Source organism: Oscillibacter valericigenes (assembly GCF_021531435.1).
In the GTDB taxonomy this organism is placed as follows: domain Bacteria; phylum Bacillota; class Clostridia; order Oscillospirales; family Oscillospiraceae; genus Oscillibacter; species Oscillibacter valericigenes_B.
In genome coordinates, this window is record NZ_JAFBIS010000004.1 from 30,920 (window position 1) to 55,867 (window position 24,948).

Sequence of the window (24,948 nt, forward strand, 5' to 3'; positions counted from 1 at the left end):
GGGATCCCTCACTTTCCCGTGGAGCCGAACCCGCCCCGGTCGGGGCCGTCCAGACGCTCCACCCGGGTGAACCGCAGAGGCGGCTGGTTCTGCATGATGCGGAACTGGCAGATGCGGGCGTTTTTCTCGATGGTCACGTCCCGGGTGGCATAGACCGGCATCCGCCACTGGTCGTTGTCGCCGCAGTAGGAGCAGTCCACTACGCCCATGGAGTTTGTCTGCAGAATGCCGTAGTTCTTGAACGTGGAGCTGCGGGGCACGATGTGGGCCTCATACCCCTCCGGCAGGGCGATGGCCACGCCCAGAGGCAGCAGCCGGAACTCGCCCGCCTTCAGCGTGACCTCCTCCGCTAAGTGAAGGTCGATCCAGTCGGATTTTCCGTCCACATAGCACAGCTCGTCTATGTCATTTGTAAAATATTTTACCTTGATCTCTTCCATGTGAAACTCCAAAAAACGATAATATATCGTAATATAAACCGAATATTATACGAATTGTATTGAACTGGCGAGGGTTTGGCAGCGCAAACGTGCTTATTCCACGCCGCGTTCGTAAAGCCCCCGGGTAAATTCCCCGTCAGGCCCCCGGCCCTCCAGGTATCCCCGGTACACCCGCACGCACTCCTCCGGCGTCTCCGTGGTGAACCGCAGACGGGCGTAAGCCAGTCCCAGCCGCTTGTAGTCCGCCCGGTCCGCCAGCCAAAGGGGTTTGCTGTTCTGCACTTCCGTGCGGTGCCCGAACACCGGCAGCAGCGGGAAAGATGCCCCGGTGCGGTCGTTCAGAAAGTTCGGCCGGTCGCAGCGGCAGCCCACGCTGTTCTGGATGAGGCAGTTTTCCGTCACCATCAGCGGCAGCCGTCCGTAGACGATGGCCTCGGCGGGCAGCATCTTGGGCATATCCCGCATCTGGGCGAACCGCAGCTCAAAGGACAGGCAGGCGGAGGAAAGCCCCTTCTTCCGCAGATAGTCCAGGGACCGCCCGTTGAACACATTCAGCCCGAAATCGCCGCAGGCCGTCCAGCTCTCCGGCACCAGAGAGAGGTGCCCGATGTTGCCAACGGCCACGGCACGGACGCCCATAGCGCCCACCCGCTCCAGCATTGCCCGGAGCCGGGGCTCGTCCCGGTCCCGCCAGACGCGGGGCAGAACGGCGCACCATTCCGTGTCTCCGATGGGCAGGGCGGGGAAGTCCGCCATCAGCTCCAGCGGCACATAGGCTCTGGCGGGGCGGAGGTCCAGCAGCCCGCCGGTCAGCTGGGCGGCATTGGTCACAGAAACGGTAAACCGCGGCACATCCGCGGTGCAGTCTATGTCAGGCAATTCCGGCAGCGGCAGCTCCCGCCGCTCCGGTGGCGCGGTGCGGGCATCTTCCAATGCGGACAGCCCGTCCCGCCGCAGGGCGTTGACGGCGCTGGCCGCCAGAGCCAGGCCCTCGTCCACCCGGACGGCAGCCTTTTCACAGCGGAAAGCGGTGCCTCCGGTCTTTTTCAGGCGTTCTTCGATTTCGGAGGCGGTAATGGCCCGGTTCCGGGCGGCCTCCGGCACCGCTCCCGTAACGGTAACAGTATGCCCGTCGGCGTCGGAAACCGTCAGCAGGCAGGGCGTTCCGGCCCTGATTTCGCAGTCAAACCGCACCGGGACGGTGCGGAGATCGCCCTTTTCATAGGCGGCCCGGGCCTCGTCGAACAGGGCCTTGGGCTCCGGCGTATTCTCCGGCCGGGTGCCGAACATCTCCGGGCCGTGCTTGCCCTGCCAGTACCAGTCGGTGAACCCGGACCGGGAAAAGGCCTGGGCCAGATCCGCCTCCTCGGCGGAGGTGGGCCCCCGCCCCTCCTTCAGCAGCCGGGCGTAGATGCGGGTGATGACGGCCACATACTCCGGCCGCTTCATCCGCCCCTCCAGCTTCAGACAGGCCACGCCCATGTCCTCCATGGCCCGTAATTCGCCTGCCAGACAGCTGTCCTTCAAGCTCAGGGGATACTTTTTCCCGGCGGGTTCGTTGACGCCGTAGGGCATCCGGCAGGGCTGGGCACAGCGGCCCCGGTTGCCGGACCGTCCGCCGATGAGGGCGCTCATGGCGCACTGGCCGGAGTAGCACATGCAAAGCGCCCCGTGGACGAACACCTCCACCTCGGCGGGACAGTTGGCGCAAATTTCCTTCGTGTCTTCCGCCGAGCACTCCCGGGCGATGACCACCCGCTGGCAGCCGTCGGCGGCCACCTCGTTGGCGCCGCCGGAGGTAAACACGCTCATCTGGGTGCTGGCGTGAAGGGGCAGGTCCGGCAAAGATTGCCGCAGCAGGTCGAAAAGCCCCCAGTCCTGAACCAATACCGCGTCCACACCCAGGCGGCAGGCTTGCGCTGCAATTTCCACGGCCCGGGGCAGCTCCCGGTCGGTCAGCAGGGTGTTCAGGGTCAAAAAGACCCGGACACCCCGGACGTGGCAGTAGCGCAGGGCGTCCGCGAATTCTTCATCAGAGAAATTTTTGGCGCTCCGGCGGGCGTTGAAATCGCCCCAGCCCAGATACACCGCGTCGGCGCCGTTCTGGACGGCGGCCCGCAGGGCCTCCGGAGAGCCGGCGGGGGAGAGGAGCTCCGGCCTGCTCATTTGCCCCGGCTGTCCAGCCGCTGCTGCAGCCGGAAGATCTCCCGTTTCAGCTCGCTGACCTCAGCCTGGGCCTTGCCCGCCTCGTCCAGATAGCCCTTGATCTGGCCCCGCAGCTGCTCGGCGGCGGCCTGGGACTTGAACAGCTCGTCGGCGATGTTGGCGGCGGTGAGGACGGCGGCGTCGGTGCGGCCCACCTTGGCGGTGTTCAGGATCTCGTTCATCTTGTCGCCCACATAGGCGCCCACCTTCTGCATGTAGCTGGTGGATTCCTCCGCCACAAAGGTATAATCCTCCCCACAAATGGTCACGACCACGCGGTTTGCCATGAAAATTCCTCCTCTTTTGTGTGTGTATCAGACAGCAGGGCAGACCCCGCCCATTTTTACAGCTTACAGTATACCATAGGCGGCCGGGGTGCGCCAGAAAAAAAGGAGAGATTTTCAAAAATTTCACGATTTTATCCGCCGAAAAAGGAATTTCACGGGGGCTTGTCCTTCCGGAAAATATCGTGTAGAATAAGGGAACAGAACTGAGAGAGGAGGGCCGGTATGCCTAACGTGCTGGTACATACGGCGGACGAGAGCGTCACCTTGTCCGCCCAGGCGGTGCGCCGCCTGCTGGAGAAAGGCGACGGCGACGCGGCCCTTTTATATCTGGCCCTGCTGCGGCACCACGGCACCGTGGCGCCCCGGTCCCTGGCGGGAGAGCTCCGCTGGGAGCGCAGCCGCATTGAAGCGGCGGAGGAGACCCTCCGGGCCCTGGGGCTCATCGCTCCGGCGGAGGCCGTCCCGGAGCCTGCCGACGAGCGCCCGGACTACCAGCAGGCGGACATTGCCCAACGGCTGGAGAGCAGCGGGGAGTTCCGTGGGCTGGTGGCGGAAGTGGAGCGCCGTTTGGGGAAGAAGCTGACCACCCCGGATGTGGGCGTCCTCCTGGGCCTGACGGATTATCTGGGCCTCCCTACGGATGTGGTGTACCTGCTGGTGTGCCACTGCGCGGAGCGGGTCCAGCGCCGGTACGGGGAGGGCCGCCGGCCCACCCTGCGGCAGATCGAAAAAGAGGGCTACGCCTGGGCACGCATGGGCATCGACACCCAGAAGGCGGCGGCGGAGTACCTGAAAAAATACGCGGAGCGCCAGGGTGCGCTGCCCAAGTACATGCAGGCCCTGCGCCTGGGGGACCGCCTGCCGGTAGCCTCGGAGGAAAAGTACCTCACCGCCTGGCAGGAGATGGGCTTCCCGCCGGAGACGGTGGCCCTGGCCTACGACAAGACGGTGCTGAAATGCCACGAGCTGAAATGGCCCTACTGCAACGGCATTTTGAAGCGGTGGCATGAGGCGGGCCTTCACACGGTGGAGGAAGTGGAGCGGGGCGACCGTCCGGCTCCGAAACGGGAACAGAAGCAAGACAGCGACGAGCTGCGCAAATACGTGCGGGACCTGCACAGGGACAGGGGGTAACGGTCCATGGCATACGATGGAAAGATCATGCGCCGGGCGCTCCAGCAGTTCGAGGAGGACCGCCGGACGCGTGAGGAGCGGTTTCAGACCCGGCGGGAGAACATTTTCCGCCACCAGCCCCGCCTGCGGGAAATTGACGACGAACTACGCTCCACCATGAGCCGCATCATCACCAGCGCCCTGCGCCACGGCACGGACCCCACCCCGGCGGTGGCCGTCCTGCGGGAGGAAAACCTCCGCATCCAGGAGGAAAAGCGGCAGCTTCTGACCCAGATGGGCCTGCCCCAGGACTGCCTGGAGGAAAAGCCCGCCTGCGCCCTCTGCGGCGACACGGGCTACCGCAACGGCCAGGTCTGCCGCTGCCTTCGGCAGTATTATGCCCGGGAGCAGCAGAAAGAGCTCTCCCGGATGCTGGACCTGGGCAGCCAGAGCTTTGATACCTTTTCTCTGGACTGGTATCCCCAGGCGTATGACGCCGACTTCGGCCGTTCCGCCCGGGAGAATATGGAGACGGTCTACGACATCTGTGCCGATTACGCCCATCAGTTCGGCAAGCGCCCCGGCAACTTGCTGCTGTTCGGCGCCCCGGGCCTGGGCAAGACGTTTCTCTCCGCCGCCATCGCCCGGGAGGTCAGCGGCAATGGCTGGTCCGTGGTGTACGACACAGCGGGCCGCATCTTCCAGCGGTTCGAAGCCCAGAAATTCACCCGGGAGGAGGACGCCGGGGACGATGTGGACCGGGTGCTGAACTGCGACCTGCTGATTTTGGACGACCTGGGCACGGAGATGACCACGGCCTTCGTCCAGTCCGCCCTGTACCAGATCGTCAATACCCGGCTGATGGAGAAGAAGTCCACCATCCTGAACACGAACCTGATGCCCGGGGAGATCGCCCGCCGCTACTCCCCCCAGCTGGCCTCCCGCATCGAGGGCGAGTACCAGCTCCTGCCCTTCTTCGGGGAGGACATCCGCAAGCTGAAAAAGGAACGGGGCCAATGAGCGGCGACAAAAACGCCGTGTACGCCGATGAAAGGAGACCGGATGAAAGGCTATATACGCTGTATTGCGCTGGCGGCAGGCTGTGCCGCGCTCCTTTCCTCCTGCGGCCACGCCTCGAAGCTGGTGGGGACCTGGCAGGGTGACGGGACCCTGGATATGCTGGAAATGGAAGTGCCGTATGAATTTGCAGCACAGTGGGTCTTTGGTAAAGACGGCACCGCTGAGGTGACGGTTGGGGAAGAAACCGCCGTATTCCGGTACTCCGTGACCGACGATACGCTCACACTGAACGACGGTGAGCTGTCCTGGGGCGTGCTGTACGAAGTGAACGGCGATACATTCTGCGTGGAGACCGGCAGCGGTCCCGCCGTATTCACAAAGGTCCGGTAAACATGAATACAAAAACGCCGCCCGTCCGGGCGGCGTTTTTACATCCCTGATTTCTGCTTCCTCATTCCGAGCCTCCATATCACCGCCGCCACTGCCGTCATGGCTGCCCCGGCGCCCATGGACAGCCAGAACCGCTGCCCGCCGATGTTCCACAGCGCGGAGCCCAGAGCGGTAGAGCAGGCTACCCGGGGCAAACTCCCCAGCAGCCCGGGCAGGAAGTAGGCCCGTCCCGGCACCCCGGCGGCGCCCAGGAACATGCTGACCAGGTCCCCCGGCGACGCGCCGCCCAGCCGCAGCAGGAACACCGTTCGCCCCGGCCGCTCCGCACCGACGGACACCACGCCCTCCAGCCGCGCCCGGGCAGTCTCGGGCATCCCGCCCCGCCGTCCCAGCAGGTAAGGGATGGCCTGGACCGCCGCCACGCCTGCCAGATTCACCGCCAGCGCCGCCGGATAGGGGAACAGCAGTCCGCCCGCCGCCGTCAGGGCGGACAGGGGAATGACCATGGAGATGCCCTTTAAAACATACAGCCCCAGTAAAAGCGCCGCCGCCAGCCCCGCCTGCCCCGGCGTCCACCCGGCGATGGCCTCCGCCGTGAACTGCTCCCGGAAGGGCCACACCGCCAAAGCAGCCAGCACCGGCAGAAGGATGACCCACCACCGTTTTCCCATAATTCCCTCCGCATACCGTTTCTTTTGCATTATATTAGAATCCATTAAAAACAAGACAATGGTCTTGTTTTTATAGCGCCAACGGCGGGTTGGATTCTTATGAGACGCACCGACGCGCAAAGCGCGGCGGTTCCCATTAAAATATCTTATTTTAATGGGAGAGTAGTATTAGTATGCGCGATTTGTCAAAAAAAGACCGCCATTTTGTCGAATGGCGGTCTTTTTTCAATGGTTTATTCAGCGGGTTCCTCCGGCTGGGAGGGAATGACGACGATGGACGTCTCCGGTTCCGCCGGCGGTTCGGCAGGCGTTTCCGCCGGGGGCTCCTCAACAGGCTCCTGAGGCGTTCCTTCAGGCGGCTGGACGGGGAGCTCCGGCGTGCCGGAGGCCGGGATCTCCGCCGTTTTCGCGGGACCCCGGAGAATGACCTTGTTCCGGGCCTTGTAATCGCTGGTGTCCTCGTAGGAAGTGGAGATCAGGTTGCCGTTGGCATCGTACAGGTGGCGGTAGGTCTTCCACCTGGAACCGGTGTAGGGCGTGGTCTTGACCTCCTCCGTGCCGGGCGCCAGGGTCGGGTCGTCCTCGTACACCACCTCGAAATCCGTGGTGGACAGCTTTTCGTTGGTCATCTTCGCGGTGATGCCGGTGACGTTGGTGCCCAGCAGCTTCACCGTCAGATAATCGCCGGCGTACTCCGTGACGATCTTGATGGGATAATCGGTGTTGTTGGTGAATTTGTAGTCCGGGCCGCCCCAGGACACGGTGGCGTCCATACCGGCGGCGATGTAGGCGGGGATGTAGCGGTGGGCGTGGCGCTCCGTGATCTCCAGATTACCCCGCAGGCAGGCCAGATACAGGGTGGAGGAGGTCTGGCAGATGCCGCCGCCGATCTCGTCCACGGTCTCGCCCTTCACGTAGGCGGGGGCGGGCTGGTAGCCGTTGGCGGCGGTCCGCTGGCCCACCACGCCGTTGTAGGAGAACACATCTCCGGTGTTCATCACGTAGCCGTTGATGGAGGAGGCGGACAGCTTGACGTTGGACTTCCGCGCCGCCGTTCCGCCCACCTTGGTCCGGGCCTCGCCCAGCACATCCCGGAACAGGACCGCTTTCAGCTCGTCGGCTGTGACGGTGGGATACTCGATAGTGGCGGGAATTTCCACCGTCTCGCCGGGAGCCGCGTCGTCCAGGGCTTTCTGGGCGGCGGCCACGTCAAATTCCGCGCCCAGCCGCTCCGGGGTGATGGACTTGGTTTCCGGGTCATACCCGGCGTTCTTCATCTCGGCGGCCACCTCGTCGTGGATGGCCTGGGCCGTCAGGTTCCAGGGGTTAAAATGGGCAAAGCTGATGTAAGCGATCAGCTCTCCTTGGGTGCCGTATGTACGGATGGCATGGATCAGTGCCTCGGCCAGGGCGTCCTCCTTGACGGAGCGCCCGTTGACGGCCTTGGTGATGGAGATGCTGTTCTCACCGATGGAGTAAGTAGTATCCTGGGGCTCCAGAGCCAGCTCCTGCGCCAGCCGGGTCACCTGCTCCTGAAAAACAGACGCGTCCATGTCCTCGTCAGAGACCGTTTCACCCGTAGAGGAGAATAAAGCGGACAGGAACCGGCTGCCCTGGCTGAAAAAACCGCAGCTCTTCTGCTGGTCAAACAGGCGCTGGGCGATGGCGCCGCAGCGCTCCTCCGTATAGCCCAACTCCCCCAGAGTCACGGGGGGCAGGGAGTCCGAAGGCCAGCCCAATTTGACCGGATTGCCCCCACAATGGAGGGTCATCACCTGCTCCGGCAGCTCCGCCGCCAGCGCCTGGGACGCCTGCTCCACTGTCATTCCGCCCACGGCAATGCCGTTGATATGATAATTGGGATAAAACGTATCCAGCGACCCGGCGTAGGCGCAGAGTCCCGCATAGGCCAGCACCAGCACGCCCACGACGATGCCCAGCGCCACCAGCGGTCCCTTGCCGCCCTTTTTCAGCCGGGCGCCTCCGGTCTTATTCTGTACGACGGCTTCGTTTGTTGTCTGTTCCATGAAGCCCTCCTGTTGTTATCATGGATTTTGCGGACAGGCCACACAGAAAGCCTATTCCACTCCCAACCATTTTAACACAGATGTGGGCCAAAAAACATTACAATCCAGTAACAACCGCAAAAATTGATACGACTCTCCCATTAAAATAGGATATTTTAATGGGCACCGCCGCGCTTTGCGCGTCGGTGCGTCTCATAAGAATCCAACGCGCCGTTGGCGCTATAAAAACAAGACAGTTGTCTTGTTTTTAGTGGATTCTAGTATCAGGAAGTTTGCCGCTGCTTGGGGATGCGGATGGTCAGCAAAATGGCGTCGTCCGTCTCCTGGCGCTCCGACCGGGCGTCCACACCGGCCTCCCGCACCAGCCGCAATCCCCGGTCCAGACTGTTGAGGAACAGCCGCACATCCTTCAAAATGAAGGTCCGCCGCCGTTTGGGGGCCGTGGACCGGAGGGCCGCCAGCCGCTTTTCGATGTACTGCTCCGTCTGGGCCACGTTCAAGTGCTTGTCCGCGATGTGCCCCAGGGCCGCCAGCCGCTCCTCCTCGTCCTCCAGCCGCAGGAGGCACCGGGCATGGCGCTCCGTCAGGCCGTTTTCCACCAGCAGTTCCCGGCAGGCGGGGGACAGCCGCAGCAGACGCAGCTTGTTGGCCAGGGCGGAGGGAGAACGCCCCAGCTGGGCGGCGGCCTCCTCCTGGGTGACGCCGGTCTGCCGGATGTACGACGCGATGGCGGCGGCTTCCTCCAGATAGTGCAGGTCCCGCCGCTGCAGGTTCTCCACCAGGGCCAGCAGGGCGGATTCGCGGTCGTCCGCTGCCCGGCAGATGCAGGGCACGGTCTCCAGCCCCGCCATCCGGGCCGCCCGCAGCCGCCGCTCTCCGGCCACCAGCTCCCACCGGCCATCCCCGGCGGGCCGCACGGTCAGAGGTTGGAGGATACCGTGATGCTGAATCGATGACGCCAGCTCCCGCAGGCTTTCCTCGTCAAAGGCCCTCCGGGGCTGGTAAGGATTGGGCCGGATATTCGCAATCTGTAATTCCAGCACCCGCTCTGTCGGTTCCATGGGACCTCCCCCTTCCATTTTTCTCCATTTTACTCTGTCAAATACAAAAAGTCGGATGGAATTTGTCGAAGAGGGGGCCGATTCTGCAAAAAAAGTGCGCGGTTTTTACCGCGCACAAAAATATTTATGGAATGGGGACATCCTCTTTTTCGGTATACGCCCGCCTGGAGGGAGTCCGCATCAGGACCTTTACGATGATAGAAGTAGTAAACTGCAGGAACAAGGGCGTAAAAGCCACCGGAAAGACGGCCTGGGCTGGGAAATACTGCAGCGCCAGCACCGACCCGGCGCTGATGTTCCGGAGGCCGGTGTTCAGGCACATGGTCACCCGGGTGGGGAAGTCCAGCCCCATGAGCTTCGCCGCCCAGTATCCCAGGAAGAAGCCCAGCAGACAGATGAAAAAGACGGTAAGCATCACCAGCACCAGCGTGCGGTCAATGCTGCGGAGAAAGGAGGCGCAGGAGGTGGCGTTGGCGGTGATGACGGTCAGCAGCGCCAGCTTTGCGAACAGCTCCAGCCTGGGCTTCAGCGTTACCGCCGCCCGGCCGCCGGTGGCCTGGTACACGGTCATGGCCGCCAGGGCGGGCAGAGCCACCATCACCAGCATGTCGCCCATCATGCCCCAGGTGTCCACCTCCACCACGGAGCCCACCAGCAGCTTGAGGGACAGGGGGATCACCACGGGAGCCGCCAGGGTGTCCAGCAGGACGATGGACAGGCACAGCGGCCCGTTGCCGCCGCAGATGCCCACCCACATCAGCGATGCTACCCCGGTGGGGATGACGTATTCCAGCACGAGCCCCGTGGTGAACAGCGGCGCGTCGGGGAACAGCAGATTCCCCAGAGCCAGCGTCAGCACAGGGATGACTACATGGAGCAGCACCAGAGTGACCACCACCGGCAGGGGCCGGAGGAACACCCGTCCCAGCTCCCGGAAGCCGCCGCTCAGACTGTTGGCAAAGGTCATGAACGCGAACAGGCCCATGGTGATGGGGCCGTTGAGCCAGGAAAAGGCGTCCGGGAACAGGACGCCGGTGACTGCGCAGGCCAGGACGAACCAGGGAAAGTGGGCGCCGACAAAGCGGTTCCACTGAGACAGCTTCTGCACGGGAGAACCTCCTGAAAAGGGTGAAAATCAAATGCTTACCGGCAGGTATAGGCGAACCAGCCGTCGGTGCTGCGGGTCTCGGTGATCTCCAGTCCGGCCTCCCGCAGATGGGCCGCAACCTCCTCCGCCCGGTCGTCGATAATGCCGGAGCAGAGGAACAGTCCGCCGGGGGCCAGCAGGGAGCGCACCATGGGTGCCAGGCCGATGATGACGTCCGCTACGATGTTGGCCAGCACGATGTCATATCTGCCGCCCAGCTCTGCGCGCAGGGCCTCGTCGCCCAGCACGTCGCCCACTTTCACGGTGTAGGTATCTTTGCCGATGCCGTTCAGGGCGGCGTTTTCATAGGCCACGTCCAGGCACTTGTCGTCGATGTCCACCGCCACGGCGGATGCCGCCCCCAGCTTTAAGGCCGCGATGGACAGAATACCGCTGCCGCAGCCCAGGTCCAGCACCTTTTCGCCGCCCCGGACGGCCTTTTCCAGCGCCGTCAGACACAGCTGGGTGGTGGCATGGCTGCCAGTGCCGAAGGTCAGGCCTGGGTCCAGAATGAGGGGGACCCGGCTGCCGCAGTCGGCCTTCTCCCACTGGGGGATGACCAGCAGCCGCTCCCCGATCTCCATGGGCTTGTAGTATTGCTTCCAGTTGTTCTCCCAGTCGGCGTCCTGCAGGTCGTCCATGGTCATCAGCAGGGAGCCGCAGTCGCTGCGGCGCTCCTTCAGGGACTGCAGGGCGATGCGGACCTCGCCCATTTTGGCGAAGCCCTCCTCGTCGGCGGAGAGGTAGAAGGTGACCCGGGACGCGCCATGCATCTTTTCCTCCAGCTCCTCGTCCACATAGTCCCAGTATTGGTGGTTGTTCTCCAGAAAGTCCTGGAATTCCGTCTCGTCGTCGATGACCACGCCGTCAATGCCCAGGGCGGAGAGCATGGTCTCCACCGGCTCCAGCCCGGCGTGGTTCGTCTCAATATGCAGTGCAAGCCAATTCATATGTTTCTCCTGTTGCTCCGCAGGCGGCGGAGATGTTGTATTCAGCGCTTGCTGCCCAGGAAGAACAGCGCCAGGGTGCCCGGCCCGGAGTGGTTGCCGATGACGGGCCCTACGTAGTTGATGCGGATGTCCTCCGTACCGAAGCGGCGGCGGACTTCCTGGGCCACAAATTCCGCGTCCTCCACGCAGTCGCCGTGGCTGATGAACACCGTCTGGTTTTTGGGGTCGATGGCGGTCTCCTCCATGTGGTCCACCAGCGCCATGAGGGAGGCCTTCCGGCCCCGGGCCTTGCCGACGGGGATCAGGCGGCCCTCGTCATCCACATGCATGACGGGCTTGATGGCCAGCATCGTGCCGAACAGCGCTGTGGCGGCGTTGATGCGGCCGCCCCGCTTCAGGTGGTTCAGGTCATCCACGGTGAACCAGTGGCAGACCTTGCCCCGGGTCTCCAGGGCGAAGTTGTAGACCTCCTCCAGGGAGCGGCCCTTGGCCTTTTCCTGAGCGCAGAGGTATACGAACAGGCCCTGGCCCAGAGACGCGCACAGGGAATCCACCACCAGGAACTTGGCCTCCGGCCGGCTCTCGGACAGCTCCTGGGCGGCGATGGCGGCGGACTGGTAGGTAGTGGACAGGGCGGAGGAGAAACTCAGGCACAGCACGTCCTTCCCCTCGTCCGCGATCTTCGTCATGGCCTCCTCGAAGGTGCCTACATTGATGGCGGAGGTGGTGGCGGTCTCGCCGGAGCGGACGCGCTCATAGAAGTCGTGGAAGCCGATCTCCCGGCCATCCAGGAAATTGTGATAGGTGGCGCCGCTCATCTCCAGGCTCAGGGGAATGACAGTCAGCCCCAGCTCCTGGGCCAGCTCCGGCGTCAGGTCGCAGCAGCTATCGGTCAGAATAACAAAATCACGCATATCAGTCGCGCTCCTTTCCTTTTTTTCCTTTTCCCGGGTTTTCCTGCTCCCGCTTTTCCCGGAGGGCCGCCACATAACGGCTGCTGGCGACCCCGGCGGCATAGCTGAGCAGGGCGAAGTGAATGGCGTCGTCCGCCAGGGATTCCTCCCCGGTGCGGTCGGCCATTTCATCGGCGGTCAGGTTCAGGGCGCTGTCCAGGCTGGCGCAGAAGGCGGTGTAGCCCTCGTCGATCCGGCCCCGGTCCCGCAGCTCCTCCTGAAGCAGCAGGTCCATGTCCCTGGCGGACATCACCCGCTTTAAAATGCAGATAGCAGTGAGGTAAGCCAGATGTTCCCGGTTGTATTTTTTGCCTTCCGCCCGGGGCACCAGGCCGCTTTTCGTATAGTTGTTCACCATGGCGGCGGTCAGGGCGTCGTCATCGCCGAAGCGGATGACCTGCCGGTCCATGTAGCTGAGGACCTGGTCCATGTACAGGGCGAAGTCCGGAAGCTGGTCCCAGGGCACGGGCCGCTGGGTCTGAAGCCGCTGGCGCAGCTCATTTAAATCGTGCATACGCTCCTCCTTTATCAGAAAACCAGATACAAAAACATTATAGCACTGTCACATGATTTTGTAAACTATGTTTTGGGAGGGCAATAACGATATTTCAATAGATTTTGATACCTCTGGGGATATTTTACTTTCCTACACAGAACCGGGAGAAAATGCGGGAGACGATCTCCTCTTTGGCGGTGCGGCCCGTCAATTCACCCAGGGCGTCCAGGGCTTCCTCGGCGTCGGTCAGCACCGCGTCGGGGGTCAGGCCGCTGTTCAGGGCATCCTGTGCCCGGCGGACGGCGTCCCGGGCCCGGCGGACCGCTTCTTCCTGCCGCTGGTCGGTCAGAAGGGAACCAGCCTCTTTCGGGTCCCCGGCGGGGAACAGGGCGGCCACGGCTGCTTCCAGCTCGTCCAGCCCCTCCCCGGTGACGGAGGAGAGGGTCACGGACGCGGCGGGAGCGGGGCTGCCCACGATGCCCACGGAGCGGGTCCTGGTGTCCCAGAGGTCGCATTTGGAAAACACCGCAATCCAGCGGGGGCTCTCGGCGGCCAGCCGCAGGACCTCCAGGTCCTCGGCAGTCAGGGGAACGGAGCCGTCCACCACCGCCAGCACCAGGTCGGCGGACCCCAGCGCCTTGCGGCTGCGCTCCACGCCCTTTTGCTCCACGATGTCCGCCGTATCCCGGATACCGGCGGTGTCGATGAGCCGCAGGAGCACGCCTCCGCAGAGGACGGATTCCTCCACGGTGTCTCGGGTGGTGCCGGGGATGTCGGTGACGATGGCCCGCTCGTAGCCAGCCAAAGCGTTGAGCAGAGAGGATTTCCCGGCGTTGGGGCGGCCCACGATGGCGGTCCGCACGCCGGATTTCAGCACCTTTCCCCGCTGACAGGTGGCCAGCAAAGCGGTGAGCTGCGCCTCGGCGGAGGAGAGGGCCTCCGCCACCTGCTCCGGGCGGATGTCCTCGATGTCCTCGTCGGGGTAGTCCACCACGGCGTAAAACCGGGAGGTGATGTCCAGCAGGGCGTCCTGGATGGGCTCCAGCACCCGGCGCAGGCCGCCGTCCAGCTGGGCGGCGGCGTTCCGGGCGGCGGCGGCGGTCTCGGCGTCGATGAGGTCGATGACGGCCTCCGCCTGGGTCAGGTCCAGCCGCCCGTTCAAAAAGGCTCGCTGGGTGAACTCTCCCGCTTTCGCCTGCCGGGCCCCGGCGGCGAACAGGGCGTCCAGCAGCTCCCGCAGCACCACCGGGGAGCCGTGGCAGTGGAACTCGGCGGAGTCCTCGCCGGTGTAGCTGTGGGGGCCGGGGAAGCGGACGGCAAGGCCCTGGTCGATGACGCGGCCCCGGGCGTCCAGCATTTCCCCGAATGCCATTTTATGGGACGGCTGCTCGGAAAAGGGACGGCCGTTGGCGGTCCGGAAAACCTTGTCGCACAAGGCAAAGCAGCCTTCGCCGGAGACGCGGACGATGCCGATAGCGGTGGGGGAGTGGCCGGTGGCGATGGCGGCGATGGTGTCCAATGCAATCAACTCCTCAGGAAATTTGCTGTATGGGCAAGCCCCGGAAGCGTCCGCTTCCGGGGCTTTGAGACTATTAGAACTCGGGCAGCTTTGCCATTTCGGGGTCCCCCGCGCGAGCCCAGCGCAGCGGGTCGCGTGGGGAAGCGGCAGCGCAAGGGAGCGCAGCGAGGAATACCCGTCAGGGCGTTCCGAGTGCAGCGGACTTTGCGATGACGCTGGCACACCGGGGGCACAGGCCGTTTTCGTCAGCCTGAGTGCTGTGCTTCCAGCAGCGGGGGCACTTGGTGCCGGCGGCGTTCTCCACCGTGGCGGAGAGCTCATCGCCCACGGTGACGTCCACGTGGGAGACGATCAGCAGGTCGGCCAGCGCCTCGCCGTCCATCTCGGCCAGGAAAGCGTCCTCGGCGGGAACGGTCAGCCGGACCTCGGCCTCCAGAGCCTTGCCGATCTTCTTCTCGGCGCGGGCGGCCTCCAGCACGCCGTTGACGGCGGTGCGGACCTCAATGATCTTGTCCCACTTCGCCATGGCCGCGTCGTCCAGGGCGTAGTCGGCAAAGGGCTTGTTCATTTCGTTGAACACCACGTTGCGGCCGTCGTCACCGGCGCGGTGAGGCATGGCCTGCCAAATTTCATCGCAGGTGAAGGCCAGGATGGGCGCCATGATCTTCGTCATGGTGTCCAGGATCAGGAACAGGGCGCTCTGGGCGCTGCGGCGCTTGGCGCCGTCGGTCTCGTCGCAGTACAGCCGGTCCTTGATGATGTCCAGATAGAAGTTGGACATCTCCACCACGCAGAAGTCGTTGACGGCGTGGGTGACGGCGTTGAACTCATACTCGTCGTAAGCGGTGAAGCACTTCTCGATGAGGGCGTTCAGGCGGGTGACGGCCCAGCGGTCCAGCTCCTCCATCTCGGCGGCGGGGGTCAGGGCGTTGGGGTCGAAGCCGTCCAGGTTGCCCAGGCAGTACCGGGCGGTGTTGCGGAACTTCAGGTAGTTCTGGGAGAGCTGCTTGAAGATCTCGTGAGAGCAGCGCATATCGGCGTGGTAGTCGGCGGAAGCGGCCCACAGGCGCAGCATATCGGCGCCGTACTTGTCGAAGATCTCGGCGGGGTCCATGCCGTTGCCCAGAGACTTGTGCATGGCCTTGCCCTCGCCGTCCACGGTCCAGCCGTGGGTGACGCACTCCTTGAAGGGCGCGCCCTGGCCGAAGGCGCCGACGGCGGTCAGCAGCGCGGACTGGAACCAGCCGCGGTACTGGTCCAGGCCCTCCAGGTACATAGTGGCGGGCCAGAAGCCCTGATCCCGCTTCATGGCGGCGAAGTGGGTGGAGCCGGAGTCGAACCAGCCGTCCAGGGTGTCGGTCTCCTTCTCGAAGCCGGTGCTGCCGCCGCAGTGGGGGCAGGTGAAGCCCTCGGGCAGGATCTCGGCGGCCTCCTTGGAGAACCAGGCGTTGGAGCCCTCCTTCTCAAACAGGGCGGAGATGGCGGCGATGGTCTCGTCGGTGCAGATGGGCTTGCCGCAGTCCTTGCAGTAGACAACGGGGATGGGCAGGCCCCACTTGCGCTGACGGGAGATGCACCAGTCGGTGCGCTCCCGGATCATGGACTTCATGCGGTCCACGCCCCAGCCGGGCACCCAGCGGACGTCATCGGCGGCGGCGCAGGCCTCATCCTTGAAGGACTCCACGGAGCAGAACCACTGGGGCGTGGCGCGGAAGATGATGGGGCTCTTGCAGCGCCAGCAGTGGGGATAGCTGTGGACGATGTCCTCGGAGGCGAAGAGCATGCCGCTCTCCTTCATGTCGTTCAGGATGACGGGGTTGGATTCGTCGGTGGACATGCCGGCGTACTTGCCGGCGTACTCGGTGTGGCGGCCCTGGTCGTTGACGGGCACCACCATGTCCATGCCGTAGCGCTTGCAGGTCTGGTAGTCGTCGGCGCCGAAGCCGGGGGCGGTGTGGACGCAGCCGGTACCGGAGTCCATGGTGACGTAGTCCGCCAGCAGCAGGCGGGAGGTCTTGGGCAGGAAGGGATGTTCCGCCAGCATGTTCTCAAAGAAGGCGCCGGGATGGGTCTCCACGATCTCGTAGCTGTCGTAGCCGCCGATGTGCATGACCTTGTCGGTCAGGGCCTCGGCCATGATGAACACATCGCCGGAGGGGACCTTCACCAGGGCGTAGGACTCGTCGGGATGCAGGGCGATGGCCAGGTTGCCGGGCAGGGTCCAGATGGTGGTGGTCCAGATCACGAAGAACAGCTTGCTCTTATCGTAGGCGGAGAGCTTGCCCAGGTCGTCGTGCATGGGGAACTTCACATAGACGGTGGTGCAGGGGTCGTCCTGGTACTCGATCTCGGCCTCGGCCAGGGCGGTCTCGTCGTGGGCGCACCAGTACACGGGCTTGAGGCCCTTGTAGATGTAGCCCTTCTTGTACATCTCGCCGAACACCTTGACCTCCTCGGCCTCAAAGCCGGGGTTCATGGTGGCGTAGGGGTGCTCCCAGTCGCCCAGGACGCCCATCCGCTGGAAGCCCTCGCTCTGGACGTCCATATAGTGCTGGGCGAAGTCATGGCAGGCGGAGCGGAACTCGGGGATGCTCATGGCCTTGTGGTCCAGCTTGTTCTGCTTGATGATGGCGGACTCGATGGGCATACCGTGGTTATCCCAGCCGGGGATATAGGGGGTGTAGTAGCCCCGCATGGCGTAGGAACGGGTGATGAAGTCCTTGATGGACTTGTTCAGGGCGTGGCCCATGTGGAGGCTGCCGTTGGAGAACGGAGGGCCGTCGTGGAGGTTGAACAGGGGCTTGCCCTCGTTCTTCTTCAGCAGCTCATTGTAGACGTCCTGCTCTTTCCAGCGCTTCAGCATCTCCGGCTCCCGCTTGGGCAGGCCCGCCCGCATGGGGAAGTCGGTCTTCGGCAGATTGATGGTTTTATTATAGTCCATATCCGCGTATCTCCTTTTCTATCTTGAAATTGATCGATACATAAAATAAAAAACGCCTGTCTCCTGTTCAAGAGACAAAGCGTTTGAAAAACACTCTGCGGTACCACTCTCGGTTGCCGTGGCCTTGCGGACACGACCGCTCACTGCCCGCTGTCACGGGCCGATGCTGTAACGGGCATCATGCGTCCTCTCCTACTGACCCGCGATGCCATGAAAATGTGCCATTTTCATGGCTGCTGCCGTGCTTTGCACGCCAGCACGGTTCACAAGAATCCAACGCGCCGTTGGCGCTGGAAAATCAGACGCAGTCTGATTTTTCATGGATTCTAATGTCGCGTCGTCTTTCAGAGGGAGGCTCCAAGGTGATTTTCGCCCTCCGCGCCCGTCCGCCTTGCACCAAAACGGCGGCTCTCTTTGCGGGAACTGAAGGGGTACTCGTCCTTATCTACGCCAAAATGTTCAATTACTGGATTATCATATCACGTTTTTGCTGTTTGTCAACGGGAAAGTTGAGGATTTTGCTTCCAATCAGAGATAAAAAGGGCCGGCTCCGCGAGCCGGCCCTCTGGCGTCACTGATAACGGTACTGCATCCCTGTGTACTGGTCCACGCAGCTTAAAAACATCTCCCGGCTGCGGAACTCCAGCAGCTGGCAGCCTTCCTCCTCATGGAAGGACACGATACGCCGCCGGGTATCCACCCAGACGCGCCACAGGGGTTCGTTCTGCGTCATCTGCTTTTCCATGGGGGAAGGCTCCTTTCATACAGCTTCTGTCTATAAGACGATTCAGGAGGCCGTTTTGTTTCACGGCTTCGCAAAAAATTTTCAGGAATTTTTCTCCGCGTCCTTCTGTCGCTCCAGTTCCGCAGCCACATCCGACCGGAAAGTGTCCCAGGCTTCAGGGTGCTCCACATAGTATTTGGGGCAGATTTTCCCGGTCACGTCGTAGTGGCGGATGACGTCGGTCTCCGGGTCCAGCTTGAACTCCCGGCACAGCCAGGCGGTCAGCTCCACCGTCCGGGCGTAGGTGACGGGGGAGAATTCCCCCGTCTCGTCGGGATGGCAGACCTCGATGGACACCGTGTCCTCGTTCCGGGTGTTGGAGGCGTAGGCCACCTCCGTCAGGGGGACGCACTGGATGACCTCGCCGTCCAGACCCACCACGAAGTGGGAGCTGGCGTAAGTGCCCTCCTCCCCGGAGGACAGGGATGCAAAGTAGTTGCGGTTGGCGTGGGCGGTGGTGCCGGGGTTGCCCACGTAGTGGATGACCACGCCGCGGATGCTTTCCAGCTCCGTGCCGGGGCGGGAGTAGGGGTTCACCGTCAGGTAGTCCTGCTCCACGTAGTCCGGCACGGGGACATCCTCGGCATCGGGCCCACGGTCCCGGAACAGGACCCATATTACCGCGGTGGTCAGGCACAGAAGCACCAATCCCAGGACCAGCACCACCGGGCCGGGAGCGGCCCGGCGGCGCCGTTTTCTTCTTCTGTATGAGTGGGACATGGCTCAGGCGGTCACCCCGGTCACGTAAACGGCGGTGGGGCCGTCGGCACCGCCGATGACGCCGATAGAGGCGGCGTTCTCCTGGGCCATTTTTTCCGCATACTCCACGGCCTCGCTGCGATTCCGGCTGGTCATCTTCTCCATGTCCTCCCGGGTCACCAGGTCCCGCTCCGTGACGAGGCCCAGCTCTTTCAGGCAGGCCACGGTGTTGTCCATGCCGGGGCGGACGGTAATATTGATCCAGTCGTAGCTGGTCCCGCCGTAGTCGCCGGGATAAGTGAAGGACAGTTCCAGGTTCAAGGCATAGGCGTTGTTTCCATTCTGGTCGAACCAGTCGTAGTCGCCCCAGGTGCCGCCGGCGGCGTCCTTCGCCACGGCGTCCAGAACGGTGGCGGCCTCCCGGCTGCTCAGGTCGAAATAGTCACCGCTGCTCTCCAGATACAGGTCGCCGGAAATGATGGTATAGCGGTCATCCCCGGCGTGGAGGCGTCTGGCCTTCATGGTCTCGCTGTTGACCAGCGTATCCAGCAGGTTGTCGTAGGTGCCCTCCTGCTTTATGCGGTATTTGGTCAGGGGAATGGAGTACCGGCGCTCTACCTGCAGGCCGTTATTCAGGGTGTAGATAAAGCGGATGTAGGTTTCGGTCATGGTGTCGTCGCTGACCGCAAGATACCGCCGGTCGCTGTCCTCATAGGTTCGGACGTAGTCCTGGTCAGCCACGATGGCCTTGTGGAGAGAACGCACCTGCTCCAGCAGGTCGTCGTCCTCGCCGGGATACAGCTTATAAGTATTGTCGGCGGCGTAGAACTCCACCTTCTGCACCTGGCTGGCCTCCGGCACCCGGCGGGAGATACCCAGCAGGTCGAACCGCAGGACGCAGCACAGGGCGATGCAGCCCGCGGCCACCAGGATGAGGCCCTTCCAGCTCCCCCGGAACACCCGGAGGGACTTGGCGAGGAGCATGGAGGCGGCGTAGTAGCCGATGGTGCCCGCCACCAGCATACAGACGGCCATGGGCAGGGCGTCATAATAAGAGCTGCTCTGGAAGCTGTCCCAGAACAGGGCGTACAGCGCCTGACCGCCCAGCAGGGCCGCCAGCGCCGCCAGACCGAAGCGGAACACGGGCTTCATCCAGCCCACGGCTACCACATCGCCTGCGCTCTCGCTGCGGCGGCGGGCGTACAGCACATAGGCCAGGGCCAGGAACACCACGCCCACCAGGGCGTAGACACCGATGAGCCAGGCGTTTTCCAGCGTGACGGCGGTGAGCCTGGTGATATAGCCGTCGGTATGGGTGAGCTCCGTGACCACCTGCACTTCCTCATAGGTGCAGTTCACGTTGACCCGCTCCATCAGGTAGACGGTGGGGGAGAGGAACTCCACCACGCCGGAGTAATAGCTGTCCAGCCCGAAGATGAAGTTTCCGGCGAACAGGCACAGCAGCCAGTCCAGCAGGGGAGCCAGGAAGTGCAGCAGGAAGTACACGGCGGGCAGGGCGAACACATTGCCCACCATGAAGGCCACTAACGTTGCGGAGGCGAAGTAGAAGAAGCTCTCGCCCAGTACGCCCAGGACCGTCACCAGCAGGCCCACTGGCTCAAGAACGCCGTAAGCCAGGGAGATGAGGACGCACAGCGTGCCGACGATGGCGTAGGGAATGAGCATCATGGCCATGCCGGAGAGGAAGTTGGTGACAAACACGCCCCGGCGGGTGATGGGCAGGGTGTGCATCAGCCCCACGCTGCGGCTGTTGTAGAGGTAACTCCAGACCAGCATGGCGCAGAGAATGGCGTACAGCAGGGAGAGGATGGGGACACCGTAGCACAGCACGGAGTAATACATCTCCGTGACCGACAGCGGCTCAATGAGGTCCACCCGGCCCCGCATGAGCTGCAGCAGCAGCGCCAGGGGGAACAGGCTGCCCAGGAAAGAAGCGCCGCCCCACAGGGGCCAGAACCGGGTCAGGTTTTTGCGGAATAACGTCATATTAAAGAACGATGTCTTTGACTGCATAGTCCGCACCTCCCAACTCATAGATGAAAATTTCCTCCAGCGTCAGAGGCACCGCGTCCACCAGCAGGGGGTTGTAGGTGGAGAGCTTCGCGGTGGCCTCCTCCGCGCTCATGCGCATGATCAAGGTATGGATGCGGCCCACTTTGGACGCATGGAGCACCGGCAGCTCAGGCGGCACCTCGTTCACGCCGTCCTGGAACACCACCTGGAGCTTTACCATGTTGTCCTGCAGCTGGGCCAGGGACCGCTCCAGCAGCACCTTGCCGTGGTCCATGATGCCCACGTGGTCGCACACGTCCTCCAGCTCCCGCAGGTTGTGGGAGCTGACCAGCACGGTCGTGCCCCGCTGGGCCACATCACCCATCACCAGGGACCACACCTGCCGCCGCATCACCGGGTCCAGGCCGTCCACAGGCTCGTCGAGAATGAGGTAATCCGGCATACAGGAGAGGGCCAGCCAAAAGGCCACCTGCTTCTGCATGCCTTTGCTGAGGCGGCGGATGGCGCGCTTCTCGTCGATATTGAAAACTTCCTTTAATTTTTCATACCGTTCCGTGGAAAACGAGGGATAAAATCCTTTGTAAAAGCGCATCATATCCCGGACGGTGGACTGCATGAAGTAATACCAGTCGTCGGGGATAGCCGCGATCCGCGCCTTGAGAGCCGCGTTCTCCCACACCGGCTCGCCGTCCACCCGGACGGTGCCGCCGTCCTGACGATAAATGCCCGTCAGATGACGGATGAGGGTGGACTTGCCCGCACCGTTAGGACCTACCAAACCGTATACGCTGCCCTTGGGCACCATCACAGAGGCGCCGTCCAGGGCCGCGAAGCCGTCAAATTTCTTGACGGCGTCCCGCACTTCGATCATGGGGTCTCCTCCTTTTCTCTGTTCTGCCCGGAAATTTCCGGAGCTTCCGACACCAGGGCCGCCAGCTCTTCGCCGGTAACGCCCAGGTATTTCAGCTCCGCCGCCAGCTCCCGCAGCTTTTCCGTCAGCTCCTTCCGGCGGGCCTCGTCAGCGCCGGTGTTCCCGGCGGCAAAGCTGCCCTTGCCGGGGACGGAGTAAATGTAGCCCTCGCCCTCCAGCTCGTTGTAGGCCCGCTGGATGGTGTTGGGATTGATGGAGAGCTGTGTCGCCAGCGCCCGCACGGAGGGCAGTTTTTCCCCAGTACGCAGAGCGCCGGTGACGATCAGCTTCCGCAGCCCGTCCTTGATCTGCTCGTAGATGGGGCGGGAATCCCGGTAATTCAGACTGATCATCCCGTCACCTCCTGCTCACAAGGACCGCCACGAGAAGGATGACGCCCAGCACGCCGCCCCCGCAGGCCAGTAAAAACACCATGGACATTGCGTACCTCCCATGTAAACTGTACTAACTGTTCTAATACGGTTAGGGTACCATAGCGAAAACGCTTTGTCAAGAGGGGGCTTCTTACAAAAAATATTGGGATATCCGGGGGAAAAGACGTTTTTTTCTCTTTACAAGGAAGTCATCCTGTGATATGCTGGCTAAGCACGCGAATGTGCGGAAACTGCCCCAGGGCTTCGTTTCGTGGAACTTCACCGTCCCGATACGCAGTCCCGCGGGGAATACTTTGAAAGGTGGAAATCACTATGCTGCGCAAAGAACAGAAGACTGCTATCATCGACGCCAACCGTACCCACGAGACCGACACCGGTTCTCCCGAGGTCCAGATCGCCATTCTGACCGAGCGGATCAACCAGCTGACCGTTCATATGCAGAACAACCCCCAGGACAAGCACTCCAACCGCGGCCTGCTGAAGATGGTCGGTAAGCGCCGGAGCCTGCTGGACTACCTGCAGAAGAAGGACATTGAGCGCTATCGTGCCCTGATCGCCAAGCTGGGTATCAGAAAGTAAGTGGAAACGAGGGTGGCGGAGGCGGACCTCCGTCACCCTTTTCTGCGAATTTTAAGTTTTTCGCCGGGGGCTGTTGCTTTTTGTGTTTGAAACTGTGCCCGAATTATTCGGACATGTTTTCAAATACGAAAAGAGCCGCTCCCGAGCACTGTATGTAAAGGAGCAAGATCATGTCAACCATTATCACCCGCAGACAGTTCCCCGGTTACCACAAGTATGAGATGGAACTGGCCGGCCGTCCCCTGACCCTGGAGGTGGGCAAGCTGGCTGAGCTGGCCAACGCCGCCGTCATGGTGGGCTACGGCGACACCCGCGTGCTGGTGTGCGCCACCGCCTCCGCCCGTCCCCGGGACGGCATCGACTTCTTCCCCCTGAGCGTGGACTTTGAGGAGAAGATGTACTCCGTGGGCCGCATCCCCGGCAGCTTCAACCGCCGTGAGGGTCGCCCCGGTGAGAAGGGCATCCTGACCGCCCGCGTCATCGACCGCCCCATCCGCCCCCTGTTCCCCTACGACTTCCGCAATGACGTGTCCATCATGGCCACCGTCATGAGCGTGGACCACGACTGCTCTCCCGAGATCGCCGCCCTGATCGGCACCTCCGCTGCCCTGGCCATCTCCGACATCCCCTGGAACGGACCCGTGGGCGCCCTGAAGGTGGGCCTGGTGGACGGCAAGCTGGTGTTCAACCCCACCAGCGAGCAGCGGAAGGTCTCCGACCTGGACGTCACCGTGGTCTCCACCGGCAAGAAGGTGGTCATGATCGAGGCCGGCGCCAACGAGGTGCCCAACGACGTCATGTTCGAGGCCATCCGGCAGGCCCATGAGGAGAACCAGAAGCAGATCGCCCTCATCAACCAGATGGTCGCTGAGATCGGCAAGCCCAAGTTCGACTATCCCCACGCCTCCTTCGACCAGGAGCTGTTTGACGACATCGTCGCAAACTTCATGGACGAGGCCAAGGCCGCCATGGATACCGACGACAAGAACGTCCGGGAGGCCCGCTGGAACGCCATGATCGAGAAGTGGCATGAGAAGTATCTCGACACCCACCCCGACATGGACCAGTACCTGGAGGAGATCACCTACAAGTTCCAGAAGAAGATCGTCAAGGCATGGCTGCTGGAGGGCCACCGCGTGGACGGCCGCCAGAAGAACGAGATCCGTCCCCTGGACGCCGAGGTGGGCGTGCTGCCCCGGGTCCACGGCTCCGGCCTGTTCACCCGCGGCCAGACCCAGGTCCTCTCCGTCTGCACCCTGGACACCCTGTCCGCCAACCAGAAGCTGGACACCATCTGGGAAGAGACCGAGAAGCGCTATATGCACCACTACAACTTCCCCGGCTACTCCGTCGGCGAGGCCAAGCCCGCCCGTTCTCCCGGCCGCCGCGAGATCGGTCACGGCGCCCTGGCCGAGCGTGCCCTGCTGCCCGTGATCCCCTCCGTGGAGGAGTTCCCCTACGCTATCCGCGTGGTGTCTGAGGTCGTTTCCTCCAACGGCTCTACCTCCCAGGGCTCCATCTGCGGTTCCACCCTGGCTCTAATGGACGCCGGCGTGCCCATCAAGGCCCCCGTTGCCGGCATTTCCTGCGGCCTCATTCAGGACGACGACGGCTCCTTCACTACCTTCATCGACATCCAGGGCGTGGAGGACTTCCACGGCGAGATGGACTTCAAGGTGGCCGGCACCAAGAAGGGCATCACCGCCATTCAGATGGACCTGAAGAACGACGGCCTCACCATGGAGATCATCAAGAACGCTCTGGACATCACCTACGACGCCCGGGTGCAGATCCTGGACCAGATCATGCTGCCCTGCATCGCCGAGCCCCGGAAGGAGGTCAGCAAGTACGCCCCCAAGATGATCACCATGCACATCGATCCCGACAAGATCCGGGACGTCATCGGCAAGGGCGGCAGCGTCATCCAGAAGATCGTGGCCGACACCGGCGCCAAGATCGACATCAACGACGACGGCTCTATCTTCATCGCCTCCGCTGACGCCGCCTCCTGCGACGCCGCCAAGAAGTGTATCGACGACATCGTGTTCGTGCCTGAGATCGGCAAGCTGTACTACGGCCGTGTGGTGCGTCTGATGACTTTCGGCGCCTTCGTGGAGCTGGCTCCCGGCAAGGACGGCCTGGTGCACATCTCCAAGCTGGCCGACCACCGCATCGAGAAGGTGGAGGACGCCTGCAAGATCGGCGACATGATGTGGGTCAAGGTCACCGACATCGACGAGAAGGGCCGCGTGAACCTCTCTCACAAGGACGCCATGAAAGAGATCGCCGCCAAGGAAGCCAACGGCGAGCGGGTGAAATGAGATAAA

22 protein-coding genes are annotated in these 24,948 nt (G+C 62.9%); 5 read left to right on the forward strand and 17 right to left on the reverse strand.

What is annotated here, in order from left to right; translation table 11 throughout:
* Positions 1 to 8: 8 nt before the first annotated feature.
* The 3 genes from JQM68_RS03390 to JQM68_RS03400 form a co-directional block, all read right to left on the reverse strand.
* Complete coding sequence (locus JQM68_RS03390) at positions 9 to 440, reverse strand: dUTP diphosphatase (protein ID WP_235221509.1); 432 nt, start codon at positions 438 to 440, stop codon at positions 9 to 11.
* Positions 441 to 533: 93 nt separating this feature from the next.
* A complete protein-coding gene (locus tag JQM68_RS03395) occupies positions 534 to 2,606 on the reverse strand; it encodes a U32 family peptidase (RefSeq protein WP_235221510.1) in 2,073 nt (690 codons plus the stop codon).
* A complete protein-coding gene (locus JQM68_RS03400; protein ID WP_235221511.1) occupies positions 2,603 to 2,932 on the reverse strand; it encodes a cell division protein ZapA in 330 nt (109 codons plus the stop codon). The genes JQM68_RS03395 and JQM68_RS03400 overlap by 4 nt, the downstream gene beginning before the upstream one ends.
* Before the next feature lie 222 nt (positions 2,933 to 3,154).
* Here JQM68_RS03400 and JQM68_RS03405 point away from each other — a divergent pair, with 222 nt between their 5' ends.
* Genes JQM68_RS03405 through JQM68_RS03415 form a run of 3 tightly spaced genes read left to right on the forward strand, consistent with a single transcriptional unit; the run spans position 3,155 to position 5,455 of the window.
* On the forward strand, positions 3,155 to 4,066 hold the full coding sequence (locus JQM68_RS03405) for a DnaD domain protein (RefSeq protein ID WP_235221512.1): 912 nt from the start codon (positions 3,155 to 3,157) through the stop codon (positions 4,064 to 4,066).
* A 6-nt stretch (positions 4,067 to 4,072) separates the two neighbouring features.
* On the forward strand, positions 4,073 to 5,065 hold the full coding sequence (locus JQM68_RS03410; RefSeq protein WP_235221513.1) for an ATP-binding protein: 993 nt from the start codon (positions 4,073 to 4,075) through the stop codon (positions 5,063 to 5,065).
* Positions 5,066 to 5,107: 42 nt separating this feature from the next.
* Positions 5,108 to 5,455 carry a hypothetical protein gene (locus tag JQM68_RS03415; protein WP_235221514.1) on the forward strand — a complete coding sequence of 116 codons (348 nt, stop codon included), beginning with the start codon at positions 5,108 to 5,110 and terminating at the stop codon, positions 5,453 to 5,455.
* A 38-nt stretch (positions 5,456 to 5,493) separates the two neighbouring features.
* On the opposite strand, the gene JQM68_RS03420 is transcribed toward JQM68_RS03415, so the two are convergent.
* The 14 genes from JQM68_RS03420 to JQM68_RS03485 all read right to left on the reverse strand — a co-directional run bounded on the left by JQM68_RS03420 (position 5,494) and on the right by JQM68_RS03485 (position 22,000).
* A complete protein-coding gene (locus tag JQM68_RS03420; RefSeq protein ID WP_235221515.1) occupies positions 5,494 to 6,126 on the reverse strand; it encodes a VTT domain-containing protein in 633 nt (210 codons plus the stop codon).
* 233 nt (positions 6,127 to 6,359) lie between these two features.
* Positions 6,360 to 8,153 (reverse strand): VanW family protein, encoded by a 1,794-nt coding sequence (locus JQM68_RS03425; protein ID WP_235221516.1) that lies wholly within the window; start codon positions 8,151 to 8,153, stop codon positions 6,360 to 6,362.
* A 263-nt stretch (positions 8,154 to 8,416) separates the two neighbouring features.
* Positions 8,417 to 9,214 carry a ParB/RepB/Spo0J family partition protein gene (locus JQM68_RS03430; RefSeq protein ID WP_235221517.1) on the reverse strand — a complete coding sequence of 266 codons (798 nt, stop codon included), beginning with the start codon at positions 9,212 to 9,214 and terminating at the stop codon, positions 8,417 to 8,419.
* Between the two features lie 124 nt (positions 9,215 to 9,338).
* Positions 9,339 to 10,322: a bile acid:sodium symporter family protein gene (locus tag JQM68_RS03435; protein ID WP_235221518.1), complete on the reverse strand. Its 984-nt coding sequence runs from the start codon at positions 10,320 to 10,322 to the stop codon at positions 9,339 to 9,341.
* Positions 10,323 to 10,357: 35 nt separating this feature from the next.
* Positions 10,358 to 11,311 carry a 50S ribosomal protein L11 methyltransferase gene (gene prmA / locus JQM68_RS03440; RefSeq protein ID WP_235221519.1) on the reverse strand — a complete coding sequence of 318 codons (954 nt, stop codon included), beginning with the start codon at positions 11,309 to 11,311 and terminating at the stop codon, positions 10,358 to 10,360.
* A gap of 41 nt (positions 11,312 to 11,352) precedes the next feature.
* On the reverse strand, positions 11,353 to 12,225 hold the full coding sequence (locus tag JQM68_RS03445; protein WP_235221520.1) for a DegV family protein: 873 nt from the start codon (positions 12,223 to 12,225) through the stop codon (positions 11,353 to 11,355).
* A gap of 1 nt (position 12,226) precedes the next feature.
* A complete protein-coding gene (locus JQM68_RS03450) occupies positions 12,227 to 12,778 on the reverse strand; it encodes a DUF1836 domain-containing protein (protein ID WP_235221521.1) in 552 nt (183 codons plus the stop codon).
* A gap of 124 nt (positions 12,779 to 12,902) precedes the next feature.
* Positions 12,903 to 14,279, reverse strand: a complete 1,377-nt coding sequence (mnmE, locus tag JQM68_RS03455; protein WP_235221522.1) for a tRNA uridine-5-carboxymethylaminomethyl(34) synthesis GTPase MnmE — start codon at positions 14,277 to 14,279, stop codon at positions 12,903 to 12,905.
* A 178-nt stretch (positions 14,280 to 14,457) separates the two neighbouring features.
* Positions 14,458 to 17,220: an isoleucine--tRNA ligase gene (gene ileS, locus JQM68_RS03460; protein ID WP_235221523.1), complete on the reverse strand. Its 2,763-nt coding sequence runs from the start codon at positions 17,218 to 17,220 to the stop codon at positions 14,458 to 14,460.
* Positions 17,221 to 17,791: 571 nt separating this feature from the next.
* Complete coding sequence (locus JQM68_RS03465; RefSeq protein ID WP_235221524.1) at positions 17,792 to 17,965, reverse strand: hypothetical protein; 174 nt, start codon at positions 17,963 to 17,965, stop codon at positions 17,792 to 17,794.
* Between the two features lie 81 nt (positions 17,966 to 18,046).
* Positions 18,047 to 18,724, reverse strand: coding sequence for a peptidoglycan recognition protein family protein (locus JQM68_RS03470; protein ID WP_235221525.1), 678 nt, complete (start codon positions 18,722 to 18,724; stop codon positions 18,047 to 18,049).
* 3 nt (positions 18,725 to 18,727) lie between these two features.
* Positions 18,728 to 20,737, reverse strand: a complete 2,010-nt coding sequence (locus tag JQM68_RS03475; protein WP_235221526.1) for an ABC transporter permease — start codon at positions 20,735 to 20,737, stop codon at positions 18,728 to 18,730.
* Positions 20,712 to 21,608, reverse strand: coding sequence for an ABC transporter ATP-binding protein (locus tag JQM68_RS03480; RefSeq protein ID WP_235221527.1), 897 nt, complete (start codon positions 21,606 to 21,608; stop codon positions 20,712 to 20,714). Before JQM68_RS03480 ends, JQM68_RS03475 begins: the two co-directional genes overlap by 26 nt.
* On the reverse strand, positions 21,605 to 22,000 hold the full coding sequence (locus JQM68_RS03485; RefSeq protein ID WP_235221528.1) for a GntR family transcriptional regulator: 396 nt from the start codon (positions 21,998 to 22,000) through the stop codon (positions 21,605 to 21,607). The genes JQM68_RS03480 and JQM68_RS03485 overlap by 4 nt, the downstream gene beginning before the upstream one ends.
* A gap of 354 nt (positions 22,001 to 22,354) precedes the next feature.
* Here JQM68_RS03485 and rpsO point away from each other — a divergent pair, with 354 nt between their 5' ends.
* Both rpsO and JQM68_RS03495 read left to right on the forward strand, forming a co-directional pair.
* Positions 22,355 to 22,621 (forward strand): 30S ribosomal protein S15, encoded by a 267-nt coding sequence (rpsO, locus tag JQM68_RS03490; protein ID WP_235221529.1) that lies wholly within the window; start codon positions 22,355 to 22,357, stop codon positions 22,619 to 22,621.
* A gap of 170 nt (positions 22,622 to 22,791) precedes the next feature.
* Positions 22,792 to 24,942: a polyribonucleotide nucleotidyltransferase gene (locus JQM68_RS03495; RefSeq protein ID WP_235221530.1), complete on the forward strand. Its 2,151-nt coding sequence runs from the start codon at positions 22,792 to 22,794 to the stop codon at positions 24,940 to 24,942.
* The last annotated feature ends 6 nt before the right edge of the window (positions 24,943 to 24,948 follow it).

Bases quoted from the DNA above. Each gene is read 5' to 3' on its own strand.
- rpsO (WP_235221529.1), top strand. From the start codon at position 22,355: ATGCTGCGCAAAGAACAGAAGACTGCTATCATCGACGCCAACCGTACC.
- JQM68_RS03480 (WP_235221527.1), bottom strand. From the start codon at position 21,608: ATGATCGAAGTGCGGGACGCCGTCAAGAAATTTGACGGCTTCGCGGCC.
- JQM68_RS03425 (WP_235221516.1), bottom strand. From the start codon at position 8,153: ATGGAACAGACAACAAACGAAGCCGTCGTACAGAATAAGACCGGAGGC.
- JQM68_RS03410 (WP_235221513.1), top strand. From the start codon at position 4,073: ATGGCATACGATGGAAAGATCATGCGCCGGGCGCTCCAGCAGTTCGAG.
- JQM68_RS03400 (WP_235221511.1), bottom strand. From the start codon at position 2,932: ATGGCAAACCGCGTGGTCGTGACCATTTGTGGGGAGGATTATACCTTT.
- JQM68_RS03430 (WP_235221517.1), bottom strand. From the start codon at position 9,214: ATGGAACCGACAGAGCGGGTGCTGGAATTACAGATTGCGAATATCCGG.
- JQM68_RS03450 (WP_235221521.1), bottom strand. From the start codon at position 12,778: ATGCACGATTTAAATGAGCTGCGCCAGCGGCTTCAGACCCAGCGGCCC.
- JQM68_RS03405 (WP_235221512.1), top strand. From the start codon at position 3,155: ATGCCTAACGTGCTGGTACATACGGCGGACGAGAGCGTCACCTTGTCC.
- JQM68_RS03395 (WP_235221510.1), bottom strand. From the start codon at position 2,606: ATGAGCAGGCCGGAGCTCCTCTCCCCCGCCGGCTCTCCGGAGGCCCTG.
- JQM68_RS03445 (WP_235221520.1), bottom strand. From the start codon at position 12,225: ATGCGTGATTTTGTTATTCTGACCGATAGCTGCTGCGACCTGACGCCG.
- JQM68_RS03420 (WP_235221515.1), bottom strand. From the start codon at position 6,126: ATGGGAAAACGGTGGTGGGTCATCCTTCTGCCGGTGCTGGCTGCTTTG.
- JQM68_RS03390 (WP_235221509.1), bottom strand. From the start codon at position 440: ATGGAAGAGATCAAGGTAAAATATTTTACAAATGACATAGACGAGCTG.
- prmA (WP_235221519.1), bottom strand. From the start codon at position 11,311: ATGAATTGGCTTGCACTGCATATTGAGACGAACCACGCCGGGCTGGAG.
- JQM68_RS03495 (WP_235221530.1), top strand. From the start codon at position 22,792: ATGTCAACCATTATCACCCGCAGACAGTTCCCCGGTTACCACAAGTAT.
- JQM68_RS03475 (WP_235221526.1), bottom strand. From the start codon at position 20,737: ATGCAGTCAAAGACATCGTTCTTTAATATGACGTTATTCCGCAAAAAC.
- JQM68_RS03465 (WP_235221524.1), bottom strand. From the start codon at position 17,965: ATGGAAAAGCAGATGACGCAGAACGAACCCCTGTGGCGCGTCTGGGTG.
- JQM68_RS03415 (WP_235221514.1), top strand. From the start codon at position 5,108: ATGAAAGGCTATATACGCTGTATTGCGCTGGCGGCAGGCTGTGCCGCG.
- ileS (WP_235221523.1), bottom strand. From the start codon at position 17,220: ATGGACTATAATAAAACCATCAATCTGCCGAAGACCGACTTCCCCATG.
- JQM68_RS03470 (WP_235221525.1), bottom strand. From the start codon at position 18,724: ATGTCCCACTCATACAGAAGAAGAAAACGGCGCCGCCGGGCCGCTCCC.
- JQM68_RS03485 (WP_235221528.1), bottom strand. From the start codon at position 22,000: ATGATCAGTCTGAATTACCGGGATTCCCGCCCCATCTACGAGCAGATC.